Below are 21383 nucleotides of genomic sequence, written 5' to 3'. Positions count from 1 at the left end.
TTGCGTTAGATCAAACCTCCGGCTTCCTCTACAATACGAAGCGCCTGATGGTGCATGCTCTCATCCACAACGGCCGTAAGCAGAATATCATGGCCCGTAGGACCTCCCTGCCGGCCGTGGCTCATCCCACTATTGGAGGGATCAGCGGCGTATAACACCCCACTGGAGTTGGCCAGATCAGAGCCATGCATCATCGCCGGCACCCCCGTACGGTCCGCTAAGGATTGAAACAGACCAGAGTTCTGTTCCGAGTAGCGGCTGAACCGATCGACCGATACATCAAGCGCCCTTAAAGCATTCAATTTGCGGGCAACGCCCTCTGCCTCTTCAGGATTCTTGAAATAGGCCAAAATATTTTTCTCACCCATACCATTACCTGCCTCTCCTTCCGGCTGATCCGGCAAATCAGGAATCCTGCAAAGAAATGCAGTTTCCTTGAAGTTTTATCATGTATTTCGCGTATCTTTTTTATGCAAATATTAATTAAAATTTGAAACCCATGTCCATGTCTTACGTATTACATTAATATCTAGTTTACAGGAGGGTATCTACTAACCATGTTGAAGAAAATGATGATGATCGTGATGGCATTTACATTGCTAATTGCCTTCACTAGTCCTGACTCAGTCGATGCAAGACGCGGTGGCGGCTTCAAATCAGGACCAAGAACTTACTCACCAACACCGAAAAAGACAACAACCAATAACTATAAGAAGTCAGACACGACGACCAATAATAAAATGTCCGGCACTACAAACGGCATGAACAGCAATCGCGGATTTTTCAGTGGCGGCAGCTTCATGAAAGGCCTTATGGTTGGCGGCCTCGCCGGAATGCTATTTGGCGGCGTATTCGGCAATATGGGCTTCCTCGGCAACATGCTGGGTATGGCGGTTAACCTTCTGGCTATCTACTTCATTATTATGATTGTGGTCTCCTTGTTCCAGCGCTTCAGGAAGAAGCCTCAACACCCTGGCGGACCAAATGATTACGATCGTGGAGGAAGGTACTAATTACATGGTTCTCAGCATGGATGAAATTATCAATGCCATTTGCCTCCATACCGCCGAAAGAACCGGCGTCCGTCCCACCGACGTTCAAGTCGAACTCAGCTGGGATGAGGAATACGGATATACCGGGGAAATTTGGGTGGACGGCCGCAGCCGATATATCGTCGAGTTGAATATTATTGAAGCGATCATGCAATACGTATATCGTGAATATGGGATTCGCGCTTTCCGTGATGATATTAAGCTAGACCTGGATGAAGAGATTACAGCGATGATCCAGGAATCTACCTATTGAGGCTAAATACAAAAAGCACTAAGACGATCTTAGTGCTTTTTTGTTTGTCTTTATTTGGATACATGATAAGAAAAAGGACTCTCCTACAGCCATTCAAAAATGGTCTGCCGGAAAGTCCTCTTGTACTTTTAAATGAAAAGATCAGTCTCCACGAAATGCCTTCTTCATGCGATCAAAAAAGGACTGCTCATTCTCGTGCGTCTGCTCCCCGCTAAGCGATGCGAATTGACGCAGCAACTCCTTCTGTTCCTCGTTCAGTTTGCTTGGAGTGATGACCACCACTTTAACATGCTGATCGCCCTGGCCGACTCCACGCAATCTAGGAACACCCTTGCCTTTAAGACGGAAGAAGGTCCCTGTTTGCGTGCCGGCAGGTATCTTCAGCTTCACTTTCTCGCTCAACGTCGGGATCTCGATCTCATCACCGAGTGCTGCCTGAGCAAAAGTAAGCGGTACTTCACAATAGATATCGTCGCCTTCGCGCTCGAAGAAATCATGCGTTTTCACATTAATGATAATATACAAATCTCCGGAAGGGCCTCCGCGAAGTCCGCCTTCTCCTTCACCGGCCATACGCATTTGCGCACCATCATCCACCCCTGCAGGGATACGGATATGGAGCTTACGCTGCTTCTTCACTTGACCGTTGCCGCCACAGGTTGAGCATTTCTCCTTAATGATCTTGCCCTTGCCGCCGCAGTTGCTACATGCACGACGATTGACCATACGTCCAAACGGCGTATTCTGCACAACTTCCTGCTGACCGCTACCATGACACACGGAGCAAGTCTCTGGCTTAGTGCCCGGTTTCGCCCCGGAGCCGAAGCAAGTGTCACAGCTCTCCGTTCTAGGAATCGTTATATCCATCTCCTTGCCGAAGACGGCTTCCTTAAACTCAATCGTCAGATTATACTGTAGATCATTCCCGCGCTGTGGCGCGTTCGGGTCACGGCGACCACCGCCGCCGAAGAACATATCGAAGATATCACCAAAGCCGCCGAAGTCGCCACCTTGGAAGCCTCCGCCCATTCCCTGGTTCGGATCGACATGTCCGTATTGGTCATAACGCGCCCGTTTGCCGCTATCACTCAGAATGTCATAAGCTTCTTTGACCTCTTTAAACTTATCTTCCGCATCGCTCGCCTTGTTCACGTCCGGATGATATTGGCGCGCCAGCTTACGATATGCTTTCTTGATCTCATCCTCATTGGCGTTCTTGGTCACACCAAGCACTTCATAATAATCTCGCTTCTCAGCCATCCTTCCACCCCCGTTATCGCTTGATTGGCGTGCCGAAAGAAATCATTCCCTTAATCCGGCAAAAGGAAAGTCAAAGCGCGTCAAATGCCCGACACTTTGACCTTCCCATTCACCAAAGCCTATTTCATGTCCAAATTGACCTATGAGCAGGCATAATTCTTATTGCTTATCGTCGTCCACGACTTCATAGTCTGCATCTACGACATTATCCTTCTTCGCACCGCCAGCTTGCCCCGCATCAGCATCGGCACCCGCTTGCGCTTGTGCTTGCTCATACAGCTTCACAGACAGTTGTTGAACGATTTCTGTCAGTTTCTCAGTAGCAGCTTTGATAGTATCTACATCGTCGCTTTCAACTGCTTTCTTCAGTTCTTCTTTAGCAGCGTCCGCTTTTTCTTTCTCTCCAGCATCTACCTTATCGCCAAGCTCTTTAATGGTCTTGTCGACGCTGTAGATCAATTGGTCAGCCGCATTCTTCGCTTCAACCAGCTCTTTGCGTTTCTTATCTTCTTCCGCATTCAGCTCGGCATCTTTCATCATACGATCGATTTCTTCATCATTCAAGCCGCTGGAAGAAGTGATCGTAATCATCTGGCTCTTGCCCGTTCCTTTATCCGTTGCGGATACATTAACGATACCGTTGGCATCGATGTCGAAGGTAACTTCGATTTGCGGAACACCGCGTGGAGCGAGAGGAATGTCGCCCAGCATGAAGCGTCCCAGCGTCTTGTTGCCGGCTGCCATCTCGCGTTCCCCTTGCAGAACGTGAATTTCTACGCTCGGCTGGTTATCTGCATAAGTAGAGTATACTTGTGATTTACTGGTTGGGATCGTCGTATTACGCTCGATCATTTTCGTAAATACGCCGCCAGCTGTCTCAATACCAAGGGAGAGTGGAGTAACGTCGAGTAATACGACGTCCTTCACGTCACCAGTCAATACGCCAGCTTGCACCGCAGCACCGAGGGCAACTACTTCGTCCGGGTTAACGCCTTTATGAGGCTCTTTACCAGTTACTTTCTTGATTGCTTCCTGTACTGCAGGAATACGAGTCGATCCACCGACAAGAACAACCTTGTCGAGATCTGCAGGGGTCAAGCCTGCATCACTAAGCGCACGACGAGTTGGGCCCATCGTACGTTCAACGAGATCTTCAGTCAATTCTTCGAACTTAGCACGAGTCAGGTTTAACTCCAAGTGTTGAGGCACGCCATCAAGAACAGTGATGAACGGCAGGGAGATTGTCGTCGTAAGTACGCCGGACAATTCCTTCTTCGCTTTCTCAGCAGCATCTTTCAAACGTTGTACCGCCGCTTTGTCCTTGCTCAAGTCGATGCCTTGATCTTTCTTGAATTCAGCAACCAGATAGTCGATGATTGCTTGGTCAAAGTCATCGCCGCCCAGGTTGTTGTCACCGCTCGTTGCTTTAACTTCGAAGAAGCCGTCGCCAAGCTCAAGGATGGATACGTCGAACGTACCGCCGCCCAGGTCATAGACGAGGATCGTATGATCTTCTGCTTTTTCCATACCATAAGCAAGCGCAGCTGCTGTAGGCTCGTTGACGATACGAAGCACTTCAAGACCCGCAATTTTACCGGCATCCTTAGTCGCTTGACGCTGGCTATCGTTAAAATATGCAGGGACCGTGATAACCGCTTGGGTTACCGGTTGTCCAAGATAAGCCTCAGCATCGGATTTCAGCTTCTGTAGGATGATAGCCGAGATTTCTTGTGGAGTGTAGTCCTTGCTGTCAATGGTTTCTTTATGGTTCGAACCCATATGTCTTTTAATCGAATTGATCGTACGATCTGGATTTGTGATGGCTTGACGTTTTGCAGTCTCGCCGACGATCCGTTCGCCATCTTTCTTGAAGCCTACTACGGAAGGGGTTGTACGTGCGCCTTCAGGGTTAGGAATAACAACGGCTTCGCCGCCTTCCATAACTGCTACGCAGGAGTTTGTTGTACCAAGGTCAATACCAATAACTTTACTCATGTGGATATCCTCCTTAAATAGTTCATATCGTAGATACAGATTTTCAAATTTAGCAGCCCAATTCTAGCCGCCAGAATGCGTTGTCGATGGGCTTAGCCGCTAACCTTAACCATAGCAGGACGCAGCACTTTATCCTTGAGCAAATATCCGCTCTGAACTTCCTCAACGACGATGCCTTCTTCGTATTCATCCGATTCCACCTGCATGATGGCCTGATGGAAATCAGGATTGAACGCCTCTCCGACAGCCTCCATCTTTTTCAAGCCTTCGGCCTGGAGTACGTTCTCAAATTGGCGGATAATCATCTCAACACCTTTGGAATAAGCGACAACTTCTTCATTGTCACTTACCGTTCCCAAAGCTCTCTCGAAGTTATCGATCACAGGAAGAAGCTCGGAGATCAGCTTGGCTGAAGCATATTTCGCCAGATCTTCCTTCTCCTTCACCGTACGGCGGCGGAAATTATCATAATCAGCCTGAACGCGCAAGAGCCGCTGTTGGTGCTCTTCCAGTTCAGCCCGAAATTTATCAAGCTCGTCGTTTGCTTTATCATCCGCGGCATTGGTCGACGCCGCTTCGGCCTCTGGAGCCATCTGCTCCTCCGCCTCATGACTTTGACCTTGATTCACATCCACGCCATGATTCAATTCTTCCTCTTGATTGATTGTATCTTGAACAGGCTGTTGTTCCTTCAAGATGTCACCTCCTTGACTTTCAATCGCTAATAGTTACTTGTCATGCTTCTTGGTAAAGAACTGGGTCAAATTCTTGGACAATATATCCAAAATCGGTATCACCCGAGCGTAATCCATCCGGGTGGGTCCCAAAATACCAATTGTTCCAACAGATTCGCCTTCGATCGCATAGGTTGCAGTAATCAAACTGCAATTGACAAAGGCATCATGATTAATCTCGGAACCGATGCGCACTTGAATTCCTGTACCTGCAGAAGCAGAGGCCAACATCTTCATTAATGTCGGTGTCTCCTCGAACAGATCAAGGATGCCTTTGATTTTATCAACATCCCGGAACTCCGGTTGTGTCAGCATGTTCGTAGCTCCGCTAAGGAAGAGGCGTTGGCCGTCCTGTCCATTGTCGAAGGCTTCATCGAGCACCTTCGTCAACTCTTCAAAATGCGTCACATAACGCTGCATTTCCTGGCCAAGCTCATTGTACAGAGCGGATTTCAACTTATAGATTGGAACTCCCGCCAATTTGTGATTCAGCAAATTGACGACCTTCTCCATCTCCGCTACCGAGACGCCGGCTGGGATTGTAACCGTCTTGTTCTCCACCTGTCCGGTGCTCGTCACAATAATCGCCACCGCTGAATTATCGGACAGCGGGAGCAATTGGAAATGCCGCAATGACGTATGAAAAACTTCCGGCCCAAGCAGGATGGAAGTGTAATTCGTCATATGCGAAAGGATCGTTCCGGCATGCTGGACAACCTGTTCAAGTGCATTTAGTTTCTCCGCAAAGAACATTTTCATTGTAGCCAGTTCTTCAGGAGCAAGCAAATTTAATGGGGACAAGTGGTCCACATAATACCGATACCCCTTATGAGACGGAATGCGTCCGGCCGAGGTATGCGGCTGCTCAAGAAAACCAAGCTCCTCAAGATCTGCCATCTCGTTACGGATCGTAGCGGGACTGTACCCGACATCGCCACGCTTGGAGATGCTTCGGGACCCCACTGGTTCCGCCGAGCGAATATAGTCATCTACTATAGCATTCAAAATCATTCTCTGGCGTTCCGTCAACATGGAAATCCCTCCTAGATCCAAGATTTTGATCAGGTCGTTAGCACTCGATGGAGTCGAGTGCTAAACCCTATTACAAAAATACCAAACCAACCTGACGATTGTCAAGTCAGTCCAGTATCTTGAGCACTGCTATTTCATCACAAGCATGCTGCTTGGAACAATTCACGCAATCCGTCCATACTTTCTCTGGAAAGATCTCTTTCTCTACAACGTTGAAGCCGTTCTTCAGAAAGAAGGAAACCTCGTAAGTCAGCGCCATTACCTTCGGTATACCCTGCACTCTCGCCTCTTCTACCAATTGCTTGACAAGCATCGATCCAAGCCCCTGGCCCTTATAACCTTCGGCGATGCCGAGCGAGCGAATCTCCACCAGCTCGTCACCTAACTTACAGAGCGATCCACAGCCAACGACTGCTCCATCCACCTCGGTTACTACAAAATCATTGATCAGCCGTTCCAGCACTTTACGGGAGCGCGGCAGCATAATTCCTTTGCGTGCATAATCATCAATCAGTAAGTATAATTGCTCTACATCCTCAAGTGTTGCTCTTCTGCTTACCGCTACGGCTGGCATTGGCTCTCCCCCTCAAATCCCAATTTCCATTTATTTAATACGAATAAATATACATCAGGACGTATAAAACTTCAAGAGAGAAAATTCGTTCTATTCTATGGGATCAAAGTATTCGACCTATATATAATGAAAGAACAAAGGAAATCACCAAAATAGCGACACCTTTGTTCTTAATTTGAGCTAATATTTATTTAGGTTCCGTGAGTGTGTCGATAAATTCAGCAAACACCTCATTACCGAACAAAATCCCTTTCTCACTAAGCCGATAGCCGCCCTCGTCCTCATAGCGTTCAAGCAATCCGGATTCCACCATCTTGCGCAAATGACTGCCGAACATCTCCTCAAGCTTCACTGCAAATTGGGCCTCAAAATCTACATTTCGAATTCCATCTAGCATACGCAGACCAACCATCATGAAGTCCTCCATCGCTTCCTCACGAGGAACCGTAAATTGATCCAGACGTGGGAGCCGCGTATTCGCTGCTTCTACGTAAGGGTTAACTCCCTTGATGTTGATATGACGCTGGCGACCCACATATCCATGCGCTCCGGCCCCAAAGCCGTAGTAATCCTCATTTCGCCAATAGGTGATGTTATGGCGGCTCTCATAGCCCGGCTTCGCAAAATTGCTGATCTCATACTGCTTATATCCCGCTTCCTTCATCCGCTCCATCAGCAGCAAATACATCTTCAGCTCAGCCTCTTCATCTGGAAGCGGAAGTTGATTCTTCTGATACAGCGTATGGAACAGCGTATTCTCTTCTACCTTCAGGCTGTAGATCGAGTAATGCGGCAGACCAAGCTCAAGCGCTTTTTGTACACTGTAATCAAGCATCTCCACGGTCTGATTCGGCAGGCCGAACATCAGATCGATCGAGAGATTATGCAGTCCGGCCTTATGGGCATTCTCTAAGCTGCGGTACACATCTTCAGTATTGTGAATACGACCAATCCCGGACAATAGCTCATTCTGGAATGCCTGAACCCCGAAGCTGACCCGATTCACACCGCCTTCACGCATCACCTTCAGCTTCTCCAGATCGGTCGTCCCTGGATTGGCTTCCATCGAGAACTCGATATCCGGCGCAAAGTTTGGAAAATGCTTGCGCACAGAAGCGAGAAAGAACTCCATCTCCTGTGGGTTCAATACGGTTGGCGTACCTCCGCCAACAAAGATGCTGCGAATTTCTCCCGGAGGTGTATGGCTGACCGTAAGCTCCATTTCATGGTCCAATGCCCGCAAATAGTCCATAACCGGTTGGTCCTTCAGTACATACGAATTGAAATCGCAGTAGAAGCATTTATTGGTGCAGAAGGGAATATGAATATAAACCGCCTTCGGAGCGGATGACTTCACTTCAATCTCCTGTTCAGGCATTCCCTGTCCTTCATTATTTATCATATGGTTCACGGCAATGCCTCCTTTAACATGTAGTTCAAAAAGTCCGCTTTTGATACGAAACCTGATCGAGGCCATTCAAGGATGAGCGACCGCGATGCAAAGCATACGCTTCGGTGCTGAAAACCGCACTTTTTGAACTCTCTCTTTATACTCACCTAAAGTCAAAAGGAAAGCCCGAAGGCTTCCCCCATTGAAGATATCTCTTCTATTTATCATCAATCTTGAGTACAGCCATAAACGCTTCCTGCGGCACTTCAACACTGCCGACCTGTTTCATCCGCTTCTTGCCTTCCTTCTGCTTCTCAAGCAGCTTCCGCTTCCGCGAGATGTCGCCGCCGTAACACTTGGCAAGCACGTTCTTTCGCATCGCCTTAACAGTCTCCCGGGCGATAATCTTCGTCCCGACTGAAGCCTGGATCGGCACCTCGAACATCTGACGCGGAATCAGCTCGCGCAGCTTCTCACAGATGACCCGGCCACGGTGATACGCCTTCTCGCGGTGAACGATGAAGGAGAGCGCATCGACCTGTTCGCCATTAAGCAAGATATCCATCTTAACCAGATTGGATTTGCGGTAGCCGGAAATTTCGTAATCGAAGGAAGCATAGCCTTTCGTACTCGATTTCAATTGATCGAAGAAATCGTAGACGATCTCCGAGAGCGGGATCTGGTACGTAATCGTCACACGGGTCGTATCGAGATACTCCATATTGACGAATTCACCGCGCTTGGTTTGGCAGAGCTCCATTACGGTACCAACAAAATCATTAGGTACAATGATCGCCGCTTTGACGTAAGGCTCTTCTACATATTCAATCTTGCCGATCTCCGGATAGTTAGACGGGTTGTCGATCGTAATCATCTCGCCATTAGTCAGCGTAATATGATAGATAACGCTCGGTGCCGTTGTAATCAACGGAATGTTGAATTCACGTTCGATTCGTTCCTGGATAACATCCATATGAAGCAAACCGAGGAATCCGCAACGGAAGCCGAAACCGAGAGCGCTTGAAGTCTCCGGTTCGAAGCTAAGCGATGCATCGTTCAATTGCAACTTCTCCAATGCCTCACGAAGATCGTTATAATCCGAAGATTCGATCGGATAGAGACCGCAGAACACCATCGGATTGATCTTGCGATAACCTGGCAGCGGCTCCGGAGTAGGATTTTTGGCATCTGTTACCGTATCCCCGACCCGAGTATCTCCGACATGCTTGATCCCGGCGACGATAAATCCAACATCACCAACATTCAATTCATCGACAATGGTCATCCGCGGTTTGAAGGCTCCTACTTCAATAACTTCAAACACCTTGTCGGTGGCCATCATCTTAATCTTGGATCCGGCCTTGATCTGCCCATCAACGACGCGAACATAGACGATAACACCCTTGTACGGGTCGTAATGCGAGTCAAAAATCAGCGCCTTAAGCGACTGATCCGGATCGCCTGTCGGCGCTGGCACCTTCTGTACAACCTGTTCCAGAATTTCCTTGATCCCGATACCCGCTTTTGCAGAAGCATGAACCGCCTCACTAGCGTCGAGCCCGATCACTTCTTCAATCTCTTCCTTCACACGTTCCGGGTCCGCACTTGGCAGATCAATCTTGTTGATGACCGGAAGTATCTCCAGATCATTATCAAGAGCTAAATACACGTTAGCGAGCGTCTGCGCTTCAATTCCCTGCGCCGCATCTACGACAAGCAGAGCGCCCTCGCAAGCCGCGAGGCTGCGCGATACTTCATACGTAAAGTCCACATGTCCCGGGGTGTCAATCAGATTAAGGATATATTCCTCACCATCATCGGCCTTATAGGACAGCCGAACTGCTTGCAGCTTAATCGTGATGCCGCGTTCCCGTTCCAGATCCATTTTATCGAGCACCTGCTCCTGCATTTCGCGGGAGGTGAGCGCACCGGTATATTCGAGAATCCGGTCAGCTAATGTCGATTTCCCATGGTCTATATGTGCAATGATACTGAAATTACGAATTTTTTGTTGTCGAAGCTTAATATCTGTCATCCTTACCCCCACCACAAAATCCTTTGAGTACAATCAATTCATTATATCAGTTGCAAGGACGGACAGCAATTAGGCAATTGTAAAAGCTACATTTATATAAATAACTAGCTATAACCTCCGATTTCAGCATCATCCGCGAAATCGTCCAGCGAAAGGTATGACCGAACGATTAGAAATACGAGCTACACCTTGAGATGGATTTCGATTCACGATCGGGTTTTCGTGATGTCTTCATACGGGACCAACCGTATTGTGTGGCCTTTCCTGCCAAAGAATATTGGGCAGATTATCAAAGCCAACTCTAACGAAACTGTGTATCGCTATTTGGGTCAAAAAGGTTGCTAAATACTTTTAACGAAACTGGGTATCGTTATTTGGACGATTGAGGGGCTTAACATCTGGTTTTCTCCCAAATAACGATCTGTAGTTTCATTAGATTGATTTGGCCGCTATTTTAGAGGAAATAACGCTCTGTAGTTTCGTTAGAAAAACTGAAAAGACTTCTAACAAGCTTTTTCAGCTACCTGGCCGCCGTGATTACGGCGGTTTTTCTATATCTGTGAAATGCTAACAAACATTTGCAGCAGGGAGCGAGAATTTCTATTGAAATAAGCAGATAGTCGTTTTATATTAGGTGTAAGGTATTTGTTTTTGTTATATTCTAATATAACAAATGATAACAAATGCTATTTTAAGAGCATTTTTATCCAACAAACGATTCTGCTTTATTTGCCGAAAACGCCTTAGAGATCGAGAATCCTACAAAGGAGGTGTTATGAATGATCAGCTTTGAACAGTGGAGCAAGGAATTGCAGCAGGAATTACAAAACAACATCTTGAAATTTTGGAGCGAGCATAGTATCGACCATGTTAATGGGGGCTTCTACGGCGCTATTGAACAGCCTATGAAACTAATTCCTGAAGCTGACAAAGGGCTCGTCTTGAACACACGTATCCTGTGGACTTTCGCTGCAGCATACCGTACCCTGCAGGTCCCCCATTACCTTGAGATAGCCAATAGAGCCTATCAATATTTGATTGAATATTTCCTTGACCCAGATTATGGAGGGTTCTTCTGGATGGTTGATTATCAGGGCCGTCCCAGTAACGACAAGAAGCAGATCTACGGGCAAGCCTTTGCCATATACGCCTTGTCCGAATACTATTTGGCAACGAAGCATCAATCCGTTCTGGACTTATCTATTGCCACCTATCATCTCTTGGAGAAGCACAGTTATGACAGCGTATACAAGGGCTATGTCGAAGCTCTGTCCCGTGATTGGAAAGAGACAGATAACCTGTGTCTTAGCCACAAAGATCTGAATGAGAAGAAGTCGATGAATACCCATCTTCACATCCTGGAGGCCTACACCAATCTATATAGAACATGGCCATCGCCTGAGCTAACCGCAAGCTTGACCGAACTTATACAGGTCACAAAGCATCATATTATTGATTCACATCAGGAGCGCTTCAATCTTTTCTTCGATGAGAGCTGGAACGTTAAGGGCGATCATATCTCCTTCGGCCACGATATCGAGGGCAGCTGGCTGCTTGTTGAGGCAGCGGAAGTGCTGGGAGATCACGAATTGTTAAAAGGGATCAAGCAGACCGCTGTCGCCATGGCCGCTGCCGTGCTAGAGGCAGGCGTGGACGATGACGGAGGGATCTGGAACGAGTCGAGTCCGAACGGACTAATTGACACGAACAAGGATTGGTGGCCGCAGGCTGAAGCGATGGTTGGATTCTTCAACGCCTATCAATTAAGCGGAGAGCAGAGATTCGAGCAAGCTGCGCTGCGTTCCTGGGATTTCATTCAGAAATACCTTATTGATCACACTTATGGGGAGTGGTATTGGGGAGTTAGCTCAGATGGATCTCCTCTCCCCCGTGGACCTAAGGTCAGCGCGTGGAAATGCCCCTACCATAACAGCAGGGCATGTCTGGAAATATTAGAGCGACTGAAGCATCAAGTACTAAATTAACTCTGCACATACATCTCATAAGTTCAACTGAATTTTCAATCACATCAGCCCTGGAGGGAATAAATATGAGTCTATTCGAAGATCGGAAGCAAGCCGTAACAGAACGCTATGAACATCTGATCACCCGCCCTAATGAGAAAATCCCTTACGGAAATGGAGTCTATGACCGCTATAAATACCCGGTATTAACGGCAGAGCATACTCCACTTATCTGGAAATACGATTTCAATCCGGCCACCAATCCATTCTTCGCCGAGAGACTCGGGATTAACGCGGTTCTTAACCCCGGAGCCATCTATATAAATGATAAGTATTACCTCGTAGCGCGCGTGGAAGGCTATGATCGCAAATCTTTCTTCGCCGTTGCCGAGAGCGACAACGGAATCGACAACTTCCGATTCTGGGATCATCCGGTCGTTATGCCGGAGACCGAAGATCCTGATACGAACGTCTATGATATGCGTCTAGTTCAACATGAGGATGGCTGGATTTATGGCCTGTTCTGTACCGAGCGCAAAGATCCTGACGCTCCTGCCGGAGATCTCTCCAGTGCGGTTGCGCAATGCGGAATCGCCCGGACCAAGGATCTGATCTCCTGGGAGCGGCAGGCCGATCTGAAATCCAAATCTCCGCAACAGAGAAATGTTGTACTACATCCAGAGTTCATCGATGGTAAATACGCCTTCTATACCCGGCCACAAGACGGCTTCATCAGCGCTGGATCTGGTGGGGGCATCGGCTGGGGGTTGTCCGAATCTATCGAACACGCCAGCATCGACGAGGAATTGATCATCGATGAGCGCTGCTACCATACGATCAAAGAGGTCAAGAACGGCCAAGGCCCCGCCCCGATCAAGACGGACAAAGGCTGGCTACATATCGCGCATGGCGTCCGTGGCACCGCAGCCGGGCTAAGATATGTTCTCTATGCGTTCCTCACGGATCTGCAGGAGCCTTACAAAGTCACTTATCGCCCAGGCGGGCACTTTATCGCCCCGCAAGGTGAGGAACGAGTTGGCGACGTCTCCAATGTCGTATTCTGCAACGGCGTCATCGCCAGAGAGAACGGAGAAGTGTACATTTACTACGCTTCCTCTGATACCCGGATTCATGTAGCAACAACGACAGTAGATCAACTGCTCGATTACTGCATGAATACCCCCGTGGATCCGCTTCGCTCCTACGATTGCGTTCAGCAAAGAGTGCAATTGGTCGACCGTAATCTAGAATACATGAGAGTACACTCATAGAGGTTATTCAAAAAGTCCGCTTTGATAAGAAAATTCAGCGGGCCTTCCGGTGCTCACGTACAAACAACAAGCAAATGCTTCCGAGGTCGTAACGCACATCGGAAGCATAAGCTTCGGTGCTGAAAATCGGCCTTTTTGAACACGCACTCATAATGAACAAGAAGAAGTGCCTGGGTTAGAGTCTCCCAGGCACTTCTTCTGTAATTGATATGAGGAGCTAACGAGCCTCATAGTCTCTAAACTCCAGTTCCACTTCAAATGCGTTATTGACATATAGTAGGGAAATCATCTAGTCCTAATGATTATTCGTTCTAATTGCAGTATCATAGAAGCTGACTGAGAAATCTATACGGATCTCAATAGAATAAAACCACCATTGGTCACTCTATTGAGCAAATCGTCAACAGGAGTGATGAACAGTGGAAACTTGGAAGAAAAACTTATGGGTATTATGGGTCGGTTCTTTTATTGTATCATCCAGCTTCTCCATGGTCATTCCGTTCTTGCCACTCTTTTTGATTGATCTAGGAGTTAGCAAACATATCGAGTTATGGTCAGGTGTACTGTTCAGCAGCGCGTTTCTGGCCGGAGCCATCTCATCCCCATTTTGGGGAGCCGTTGGCGACAAATATGGCCGCAAGCCGATGATTATTCGTGCTGGCTTCGTCCTATGTGTCATCTATATACTTACTGCCTTCGTTACGAATGAGTACCAATTGCTCGGTCTACGGATCTTGCAAGGCCTTCTATCGGGATTTATCCCCGGGGCGATTGCCCTGGTAGGAACGAACACTCCTGAGAAAAAAGTCGGCTACGCCCTCTCCATGATGTCTACGGCAACCGCAACCGGCAATATTATGGGACCGATGCTTGGCGGCATTCTCTCCAAGATTTTCGATAACCGCATCGCCTTTGGCAGCGCCGGTGTCCTTTGCTTCCTCGCTACGATTCTTATCATTCTCATGGTCAAAGAAGATTCGTTCGTTCCGAGCAAAGACTCCGGATCGATTGTAAATACTTTCAAGCTGGCGGCAAACAACCGTCCACTGATCATTGTTCTGATCTTGACATTGCTCACGCAATTCTCAGTGATGACGATCGAGCCGGTGCTGTCCTTATATATCGTCGATCTGGGTCATAACGCCAAGGATGCCTCGCTCGTATCGGGAATCGTCTTCTCCCTGGTCGGTGTAGCCAGTATTCTGTTCGCACCACGTTGGGGGAAATATGCCGACAAAGTCGGATTTCACAAAATATTACTGATCGGCCTGTTTGCAGGCGGAATAGGCACACTCCTGCAGCTTCCGTTCCATAATATCTACTGGTTCTCTTCGATTCGTTTCCTATATGGCTGCTTCTTCTGTGCTGTATTTCCTGCGTTGAACGGTCTGGTCGTCCGTACGACAAAACCAGACTTCCGCGGGCGCGCCTTCAGTCTGAATCAGACGGCTAACCAGGTAGGCGGGATGCTAGGGCCGCTTGTCGGCGGCGCAATCAGCGGCATCTGGAGCATTCATTCCGTATTCTGGATCACCGGTATCCTACTGATCGGAACGATGGGCCTCGGCTATTGGTCTCAGCGGTTCGGTAAACAAGGGCAGCCTTCATCTCCCAATTAACCGCCGACCGCAGCACCGGTCGATTCGCGGAGAACTAGCTCTGTCGACATCAATATTTTCTCGATGGCCATTTCCGGCTGCTCGATCCGTTCCATCAGCTTCTTCACCGCACGGCGCCCGATGGCTTCTTTGGGAACATTTACAGTGGTCATCGAGACTTCGCTTCGGGCAGCATCATCAATATTGTCAAACCCAGTTACCGAAATTTGTTCGGGAACGGATACACCAATGTCCTGTAGAATGGAGACCACTCTCAGCGCAATCGAATCATTGGCACAGACAAGTGCCGTCGGCAGAGTGTTCTCTTTCTGCTTGGTCTGCAGTATAGCAGTCAATTCATCAGCATATTCGCCTGTCTCCACCCCTTGGAGCCAGAGCATCGGATCATCCGCTTGCTGAACCTCCAGACCACTCCGTTCCAATGCGTCGCGAAAGCCTAACCAGCGGTCACGGAAGCTGCGCGAGAAGGATAGATCGCCGAGGAAGCAGAGCTTCTTATGGCCAAAACCAATCAAATGGTTGCAGAGCCTGGAGAGGCTGTCCATATTGTTGGCAAACACCGTATCAGTTGGAATCAGCGCATCTTCATGATCAACCAATACGGTAGGAATGCCGAGACGGTGTACCTCCAGCAGGAGCGATGAATCAATCTGTCCCACACCGACCATCCCGAGAATCCCTCCCGGGTTCAGAACATGAATGATGTTGTCTACACGTGATTCGGATATAATGACCACCCCCAATCCGCGACGTTCCAGCTCCACAGAGATCCCTTCCATAATTCTGCCCCAATAGAGCGACTCCCTCGTCTGAAAACGAATGTTAGGCATCAGCACGATGACAGATTGCTTACCGCTTGCCTCAGAGTAAAACTGAGAGTCTACCTGATTTTTGATATAAGCATTCTTCTGAGCAAAATAACCGAGCTGCGAAGCCGCTTCAATGACCCGGTTCTTCGTGGTCTCGTTTACCCCACCTTTGCCGGACAATGCCTTGGAGACAACAAATTTGGACACGCCCAAATGATCAGCAATCTGCTGCATCGTAATCTTCTTCAACTTTCTAATACCCCCGCAACAAATAACAGTTTGTGTTCAATAGTTATAATGTAATTTCTACCTATAAAAATTAGTATAACAAAGCTGTGTGCGGGGATAAACAGCTGTTATCACGTTTCCGGACTGAACCAAGAGGCGACCCAATGAATTCCCCGTTTGGAGATTTGCTGCAGCAGGTTAGCTGTTTTGTCTGCAATCTGGTCTACCCCTGGAGCTTCTGCAGGTGGCATCAACAGCTCTGCTGGGGTTTTTGACACCTCTGCTCCTGGAGCCGTCTGGTATCCTGGCTGGCCCGGTGGAGGAGTCACAATATAATAACCGTCAGGTGCGATACCAGTACCGCCATTCCCAGCATAGCCTCCATTCCCGTTAGTAGCGCTTCCGTTCACCCATACGGGTTGAGCTTCAGCCCTACTATAATAAAAACCGTTCTTCCAAAATCCGTTGGATGAAGCATTAGCCTCGGCATATTGCGGATTATAAGTGCTTGATAAATCTCCATCACCCATTTGCATTCCAAGAGTTACCCCAGCAGCGAGTAGTATTAGATAGAACACCGCTCTCCTCATTTTTTTGGCCATTTCGACTAACGCTCCTTCCCGGACTCGATATGTCATTATTTTGATAGAATGAACTTACTTGTTGACGCAAGTTTATTTCTTAATATCAGTATTGCTCTTATTCGAATTTTTATTGCCACTTGCTACAGTCTTATCAGTGCTCTTCCCAGCCTTAGCCAGCGTACCTGCCTTCTCTGTATCCTGACTCTCCCAATAGATATCTGCGATAATCCCAGCCAGTACCTTGACGGTGTTATTAAGCTCTTCTTCGGAATTATCGATACCGCCGATCTCGATTAATATATTGTTGGGCGATAAGGACTGGTTATATTCACCGTTGCCCTGAGCCGAGGTCTTGCCCCATATTCCGCGCGATATGCCTGGGTAGGTCTTCTCCATCCGATCATGGATCGAGCTGGCGAATTCCTCGTTCTGGCGCCAATTGTCGTTGGAATGACCGATGATAAAATAGACCTGCGCATAGTTCACCCCGTCAATCGTTGCCGTCGTCTTCTCGTGACGCTTCGAGTCGCGATGAATATCGAAGTAGTACTGCAGCTTGCCGTTCTCCGCCATGGCCTGTTTAACCGTCTCTCTTGAATATTTATATGAATAATTGTAGTTGTAATTACTCACTGTTGCTTGGTAGTTAACAAAAGAATGCATCGCGGCTACGCCCTTCTTCTCTAGCGCACTGGCCAGCATCTTGCCGACAAGCCCAACGTTCTTATCCTCATCCGAAGAACTCGGATTGTCCACACTTGAACCCAACAGCGGATTATATGATTCCTGAGGGTGAGAGTGATAGATCATCACAATATTCTTGTTGCCTGGTTTGATAGGCGGTTCATCATCCTTGGGTTCCTGACCCCTAGACTTATCTGGCGGTAGCCCGCTGTCTCCCCCCTGCTGCGGATCAGGTGTGGGCTGATCCCCATGTCCATTCCCTTCCTCATGATCTGGCGCGCTACCATCGGCACCTGAACCGGGTCTATAATCCTCCGGGGCCGAGGCAGTATTATTGCCCGAGCCGCTGCGCAGAAGTATCGGGTTGTCTGCTCCGAGTCCAGGTACTTCGCGGGCGATCAGGCTCTTCGGATCAGCCGGATTAACATCAGTCAATAATTGAAATACGAAATTCGTCATTTTCTTACCGTCAAATACGAGCGACTGCTTCTCACTCACCGAATGCGGCAGCTCCATGCCAACCATATCAATAAAAAAACGGCTCGACAGCGAAGCAGCAAGGCCCTTCATCGAAGATACCGGTGAAGTGTTCAAGCTCTTCTCGGCGATTCCTAGGGTGCCCAATAATACAAAAAACACGGCCGCCATCACCGACATTAACAAGAAGGTTCGTCCCATCGCCAGCATATGCATCATGCTTCGTTTTATTTTGCCTACATTCCATGCTCTAAATTTCATGCTTCCTCCGTCCTCCCTAGCAGTTGTTCTATCGGAATCATTCCTTGTACTCCAACTCTATGAATCTATTCGAATGAATAGAACCTAGAATTCTAATAAAAAAGAAGAAGTCCGATAGATTCGTTGAACTATGGGCTTAGGAGAAGGAAGGCCCAATACTCCAAAGGAGAATGGACCTCTTCGGAATATTGGACCCTCTTGGCGGTGAAGCTATATGCAAATATCTACGGCTTTTCGCCGTCTAGTGCGTATAACTTGCGACATTATCAGGCGTTACTGCCTCATGTAAAGACAGGTTAAGTCCGCTTGCGATCACATTAGCAATGTCTTCAATGAATTCATCGATTTCCTTGGGCGTAACGATCAGGTCATGCCCTAACGGCTCGAGCACCTCTTTGACGAGTCCTAGGCGTTCACCTTCACTCAGGTCATGGAGCAGACCCATAATCTGCTTTGTCTCTGCCCCCTGGCCATCACTGCTCTCATCATTGAAATGCGTCTTCATCAGATCAAGCACATTGTTCACGATCGTAGAAGCGTAACATACAGTCGGAACTCCGATGGCTATGCAAGGGATGCCGAGAATTTCTTTGGTTAACCCTCTGCGTTTGTTGCCGATGCCCGAGCCTGGGTGAATTCCGATATCCGCGATCTGAATCGTCGTATTCACCCTCTCCAGTGAGCGGGAGGCAAGCGCGTCAATAGCAATGATCAGATCCGGCTTCGTCCGTTCCACGATCCCCTGTACCACCTCGCTTGACTCGATACCCGTAATTCCAAGTACGCCAGGGGCAATGGCGCTAACCTCTCTGTAGCCAGGAGCAACCTGGTCCCGAGCCAGTTCAAAGAAATGACGGGTAACGAGCACATTCTCCACAACAAGTGGTCCAAGTGCATCCGGCGTCACATTCCAGTTGCCAAGTCCAACGATCAGCACTTTCGCCCCGTTATTGATGCCTATTTTATTAAGAAATGCACTAAACTCCTGCGCAAAAGCTGCTGACACCTTCTCCTGCAAATCGGTATCCTGACTACGTAGGCCCGGCACCTCTAAAGTAATATAATGACCCATCATCCGGCCAAGCTGCTGTGAAGCGTTCTCGTCAGTAACATCCAGCCGGGTTATCTTGATTCCGTCATGCTCGTCCACCTGCTCCTGTACGCCGGGCAGCGGACCTCCATGTACCGTCTCGGCCATTTCCTTCGATTCAACTGCTAAATCTGTTCTTACTGCATAATCACGCAAATCCAGATTCATCTGATTCAGACCTCCTTTTCCTCTCTTGCCTATACCTGTTATTGTGCAGGAAAGGAAATCCGATTATGCAAGCAAAGTTCAACAAGTTCACTTTTGTTCATTCACTTTTGATGAATTCGTTGCAATTTGACGGGACGCGTGATAAAATATTTTAAGTTGTGAATCATCTGGCTTGATATATGCTTTACAGGAGGTGAATGCAATGCCAAACATTAAATCCGCAATCAAACGTGTTAAAACTAACGACAAACGTCGCCAACTTAACGCTTCGCAAAAATCTGCACTGCGTACAGTAGTAAAATCTGCCGACACTGCGTTGGCTAATACTGATGTGGAAGTAGCGAAAGCCGCTTTCGCCGCTGCTACTCAAAAATTGGACAAAGCTGTTACTAAAGGTTTGATCCATAAGAATGCAGCAGCTCGTAAGAAATCCCGCTTGGCTAAAAAATTGAACGCCCTTACGACTCAAGCGTAATCGGCGACATTTTAATAAACTGAAGCCTGAAGAGACCTGAACGAATTCGTTCAGGTCTTTTTGGATGCATTTATAGGATGAAAAAAAGAGGAGCGCCGCTCCTCTACGCCCCAAGCTTCAGCAAGAACATTTCCAATCCGAGCACTTTATCAACGCGCCCGCTCTTCATACGGTAATCCAGCTCAGCCAGCTCTGACAATATGCCCCGCAATGCCGTAGCTTCGAATTTACGCGCCTGTTCACCAGCAATCTTCACCGCATAAGGATGCAGACTGAGCTGAGAAGCGATCTGCTGCTGGGAATAACTCTGCCTAGCTAAATCCTTAACCTGCAGCATAATGCGGAACTGACGGGCGATTAGGGCAGCGATTTTAATCGGCTCCTCACGCTGCTTCAGAAGCTCATAGAAAATATCGAGCGCCTTCTCCAATTTCAAATTAGCGATATTCTCCACCATTACGAATACATTCTGCTCTGTGCTCCTCGCCACCAGTTGCTCCACTGTGGACGGCTCAATTTTGCCTCCCGGCCCGGTATATAGACATAGCTTGTCCACCTCGACCGACAGAGCCGACAACTGTACCCCTGCTGAAGCGATAAGCGCCTCCGCCGCATCCGTTCCGATCCGGCAGCCTCGGCCCTCCACCTCACGAACCACCCACTGCACAAGCTCGGCTCCGCTAAGCGGCAGGAAGGACAGAACGATTCCCTCACTTTTCATCGTCTTGACGATCTTCTTCCGCTCATCCAGCTTCTCGCTGTTAGCCATAAAGACAATAACACTATATTCGGCTGGATTGGCGCAATAGGTCAGCAACGTCTCCAGCTTATGCTCAATTTTGCTATTGTCCCTGCCAGCTGTAAATACAGCCGAATCCTTGGCAATGATCAACTTGCGCTCAGCCAGGAATGGCGGCGTCTCTGCTTCCTCAATGACTACCTCCACAGGGGTCTCCGCCAGATCAAAATGTGCAAGCGCAAAGTCGCGTTGGTCCGGATCCACAATTTGCTCCTGCAATAAGGTGATGAATTGCTGCATCTGATATTTCTCTGTACCGTAACACAAATATAAAGGGGAGACCTTCCCCTGTTTGATCTCTTTGATTGCTGCCTTCACATCCACCATTTTTCCCTCCTTGTCTATTTAAGAGGTATTTGAAAAGTCCGTCTTTTTAAACACTCATTGTATTATCATATCTCGAAAACCGCTGTTCGTCCAAACCACAATTTTCAGATGGAGCGGATGGAGATTCCCATTTGACGCAACAAAGGGACCCCGCTATATTAGCATAAGGTCCCTTTGTCCCAGAACATCTATATAAACGCGGGCTGAAAAGCTCTAGAAACTTTTCCGCCGGCGGTCATACGACGATCAGGGTCCGTCTTCTCTCTCTAATCTATATAACCTATTCCATATCTCATAAAAAG

19 protein-coding genes are annotated in these 21383 nt (G+C 48.1%); 6 read left to right on the top strand and 13 right to left on the bottom strand.

What is annotated here, in order from left to right; genetic code table 11:
- Positions 1–5: 5 nt before the first annotated feature.
- Complete coding sequence (locus tag EI981_RS08210) at positions 6–368, bottom strand: hypothetical protein (protein ID WP_127004481.1); 363 nt, start codon at positions 366–368, stop codon at positions 6–8.
- Positions 369–557: 189 nt separating this feature from the next.
- On the opposite strand from EI981_RS08210, the gene EI981_RS08205 reads away from it, so the two are divergent.
- Positions 558–1013, top strand: a complete 456-nt coding sequence (locus tag EI981_RS08205; RefSeq protein WP_126997105.1) for a hypothetical protein — start codon at positions 558–560, stop codon at positions 1011–1013.
- Positions 1014–1017: 4 nt separating this feature from the next.
- On the top strand, positions 1018–1305 hold the full coding sequence (locus EI981_RS08200; RefSeq protein ID WP_127004479.1) for a YxcD family protein: 288 nt from the start codon (positions 1018–1020) through the stop codon (positions 1303–1305).
- Positions 1306–1446: 141 nt separating this feature from the next.
- On the opposite strand, the gene dnaJ is transcribed toward EI981_RS08200, so the two are convergent.
- The 7 genes from dnaJ to lepA all read right to left on the bottom strand — a co-directional run bounded on the left by dnaJ (position 1447) and on the right by lepA (position 10325).
- Entirely contained in the window at positions 1447–2565 is a 1119-nt protein-coding gene (gene dnaJ, locus EI981_RS08195; RefSeq protein ID WP_126997103.1) for a molecular chaperone DnaJ, read from the bottom strand.
- Positions 2566–2724: 159 nt separating this feature from the next.
- Complete coding sequence (dnaK, locus tag EI981_RS08190) at positions 2725–4560, bottom strand: molecular chaperone DnaK (RefSeq protein WP_126997101.1); 1836 nt, start codon at positions 4558–4560, stop codon at positions 2725–2727.
- A 92-nt stretch (positions 4561–4652) separates the two neighbouring features.
- Positions 4653–5255 carry a nucleotide exchange factor GrpE gene (grpE, locus tag EI981_RS08185; RefSeq protein ID WP_126997099.1) on the bottom strand — a complete coding sequence of 201 codons (603 nt, stop codon included), beginning with the start codon at positions 5253–5255 and terminating at the stop codon, positions 4653–4655.
- A 33-nt stretch (positions 5256–5288) separates the two neighbouring features.
- Positions 5289–6326: a heat-inducible transcriptional repressor HrcA gene (hrcA, locus tag EI981_RS08180; RefSeq protein ID WP_126997097.1), complete on the bottom strand. Its 1038-nt coding sequence runs from the start codon at positions 6324–6326 to the stop codon at positions 5289–5291.
- 106 nt (positions 6327–6432) lie between these two features.
- Entirely contained in the window at positions 6433–6900 is a 468-nt protein-coding gene (locus tag EI981_RS08175) for an N-acetyltransferase (protein WP_126997095.1), read from the bottom strand.
- A 187-nt stretch (positions 6901–7087) separates the two neighbouring features.
- Entirely contained in the window at positions 7088–8278 is a 1191-nt protein-coding gene (hemW, locus tag EI981_RS08170) for a radical SAM family heme chaperone HemW (protein ID WP_127004477.1), read from the bottom strand.
- A 229-nt stretch (positions 8279–8507) separates the two neighbouring features.
- Positions 8508–10325 (bottom strand): translation elongation factor 4, encoded by a 1818-nt coding sequence (gene lepA, locus EI981_RS08165; protein WP_126997093.1) that lies wholly within the window; start codon positions 10323–10325, stop codon positions 8508–8510.
- A 779-nt stretch (positions 10326–11104) separates the two neighbouring features.
- On the opposite strand from lepA, the gene EI981_RS08160 reads away from it, so the two are divergent.
- The 3 genes from EI981_RS08160 to EI981_RS08150 all read left to right on the top strand — a co-directional run bounded on the left by EI981_RS08160 (position 11105) and on the right by EI981_RS08150 (position 15179).
- Entirely contained in the window at positions 11105–12310 is a 1206-nt protein-coding gene (locus EI981_RS08160) for an AGE family epimerase/isomerase (RefSeq protein ID WP_126997091.1), read from the top strand.
- Between the two features lie 65 nt (positions 12311–12375).
- Positions 12376–13560, top strand: coding sequence for a glycoside hydrolase family 130 protein (locus tag EI981_RS08155; RefSeq protein WP_126997089.1), 1185 nt, complete (start codon positions 12376–12378; stop codon positions 13558–13560).
- A 419-nt stretch (positions 13561–13979) separates the two neighbouring features.
- Entirely contained in the window at positions 13980–15179 is a 1200-nt protein-coding gene (locus tag EI981_RS08150) for an MFS transporter (protein ID WP_126997087.1), read from the top strand.
- On the opposite strand, the gene EI981_RS08145 is transcribed toward EI981_RS08150, so the two are convergent.
- The 4 genes from EI981_RS08145 to gpr all read right to left on the bottom strand — a co-directional run bounded on the left by EI981_RS08145 (position 15176) and on the right by gpr (position 19480).
- Positions 15176–16237 (bottom strand): LacI family DNA-binding transcriptional regulator, encoded by a 1062-nt coding sequence (locus tag EI981_RS08145; RefSeq protein WP_227011768.1) that lies wholly within the window; start codon positions 16235–16237, stop codon positions 15176–15178. The two genes, EI981_RS08150 and EI981_RS08145, sit on opposite strands and share 4 nt — an antisense overlap.
- 110 nt (positions 16238–16347) lie before the next feature.
- A complete protein-coding gene (locus tag EI981_RS08140; protein WP_126997085.1) occupies positions 16348–16818 on the bottom strand; it encodes a hypothetical protein in 471 nt (156 codons plus the stop codon).
- A 72-nt stretch (positions 16819–16890) separates the two neighbouring features.
- On the bottom strand, positions 16891–18222 hold the full coding sequence (locus tag EI981_RS08135; protein WP_126997083.1) for a stage II sporulation protein P: 1332 nt from the start codon (positions 18220–18222) through the stop codon (positions 16891–16893).
- Positions 18223–18463: 241 nt separating this feature from the next.
- Positions 18464–19480 (bottom strand): GPR endopeptidase, encoded by a 1017-nt coding sequence (gpr, locus tag EI981_RS08130; protein WP_126997081.1) that lies wholly within the window; start codon positions 19478–19480, stop codon positions 18464–18466.
- Positions 19481–19682: 202 nt separating this feature from the next.
- Between gpr and rpsT the strand changes: the two genes are divergently transcribed.
- Positions 19683–19955, top strand: a complete 273-nt coding sequence (gene rpsT, locus EI981_RS08125) for a 30S ribosomal protein S20 (RefSeq protein WP_126997078.1) — start codon at positions 19683–19685, stop codon at positions 19953–19955.
- Positions 19956–20058: 103 nt separating this feature from the next.
- On the opposite strand, the gene holA is transcribed toward rpsT, so the two are convergent.
- Positions 20059–21078, bottom strand: a complete 1020-nt coding sequence (gene holA / locus EI981_RS08120) for a DNA polymerase III subunit delta (protein WP_127004473.1) — start codon at positions 21076–21078, stop codon at positions 20059–20061.
- Positions 21079–21383 lie beyond the last annotated feature (305 nt).

This window comes from Paenibacillus lutimineralis, from assembly GCF_003991425.1.
GTDB classification, from domain to species: domain Bacteria; phylum Bacillota; class Bacilli; order Paenibacillales; family Paenibacillaceae; genus Fontibacillus; species Fontibacillus lutimineralis.
The sequence above is the reverse complement of the archived record's forward strand: the minus strand, read 5'-3'. Positions and strand labels throughout refer to the sequence as shown.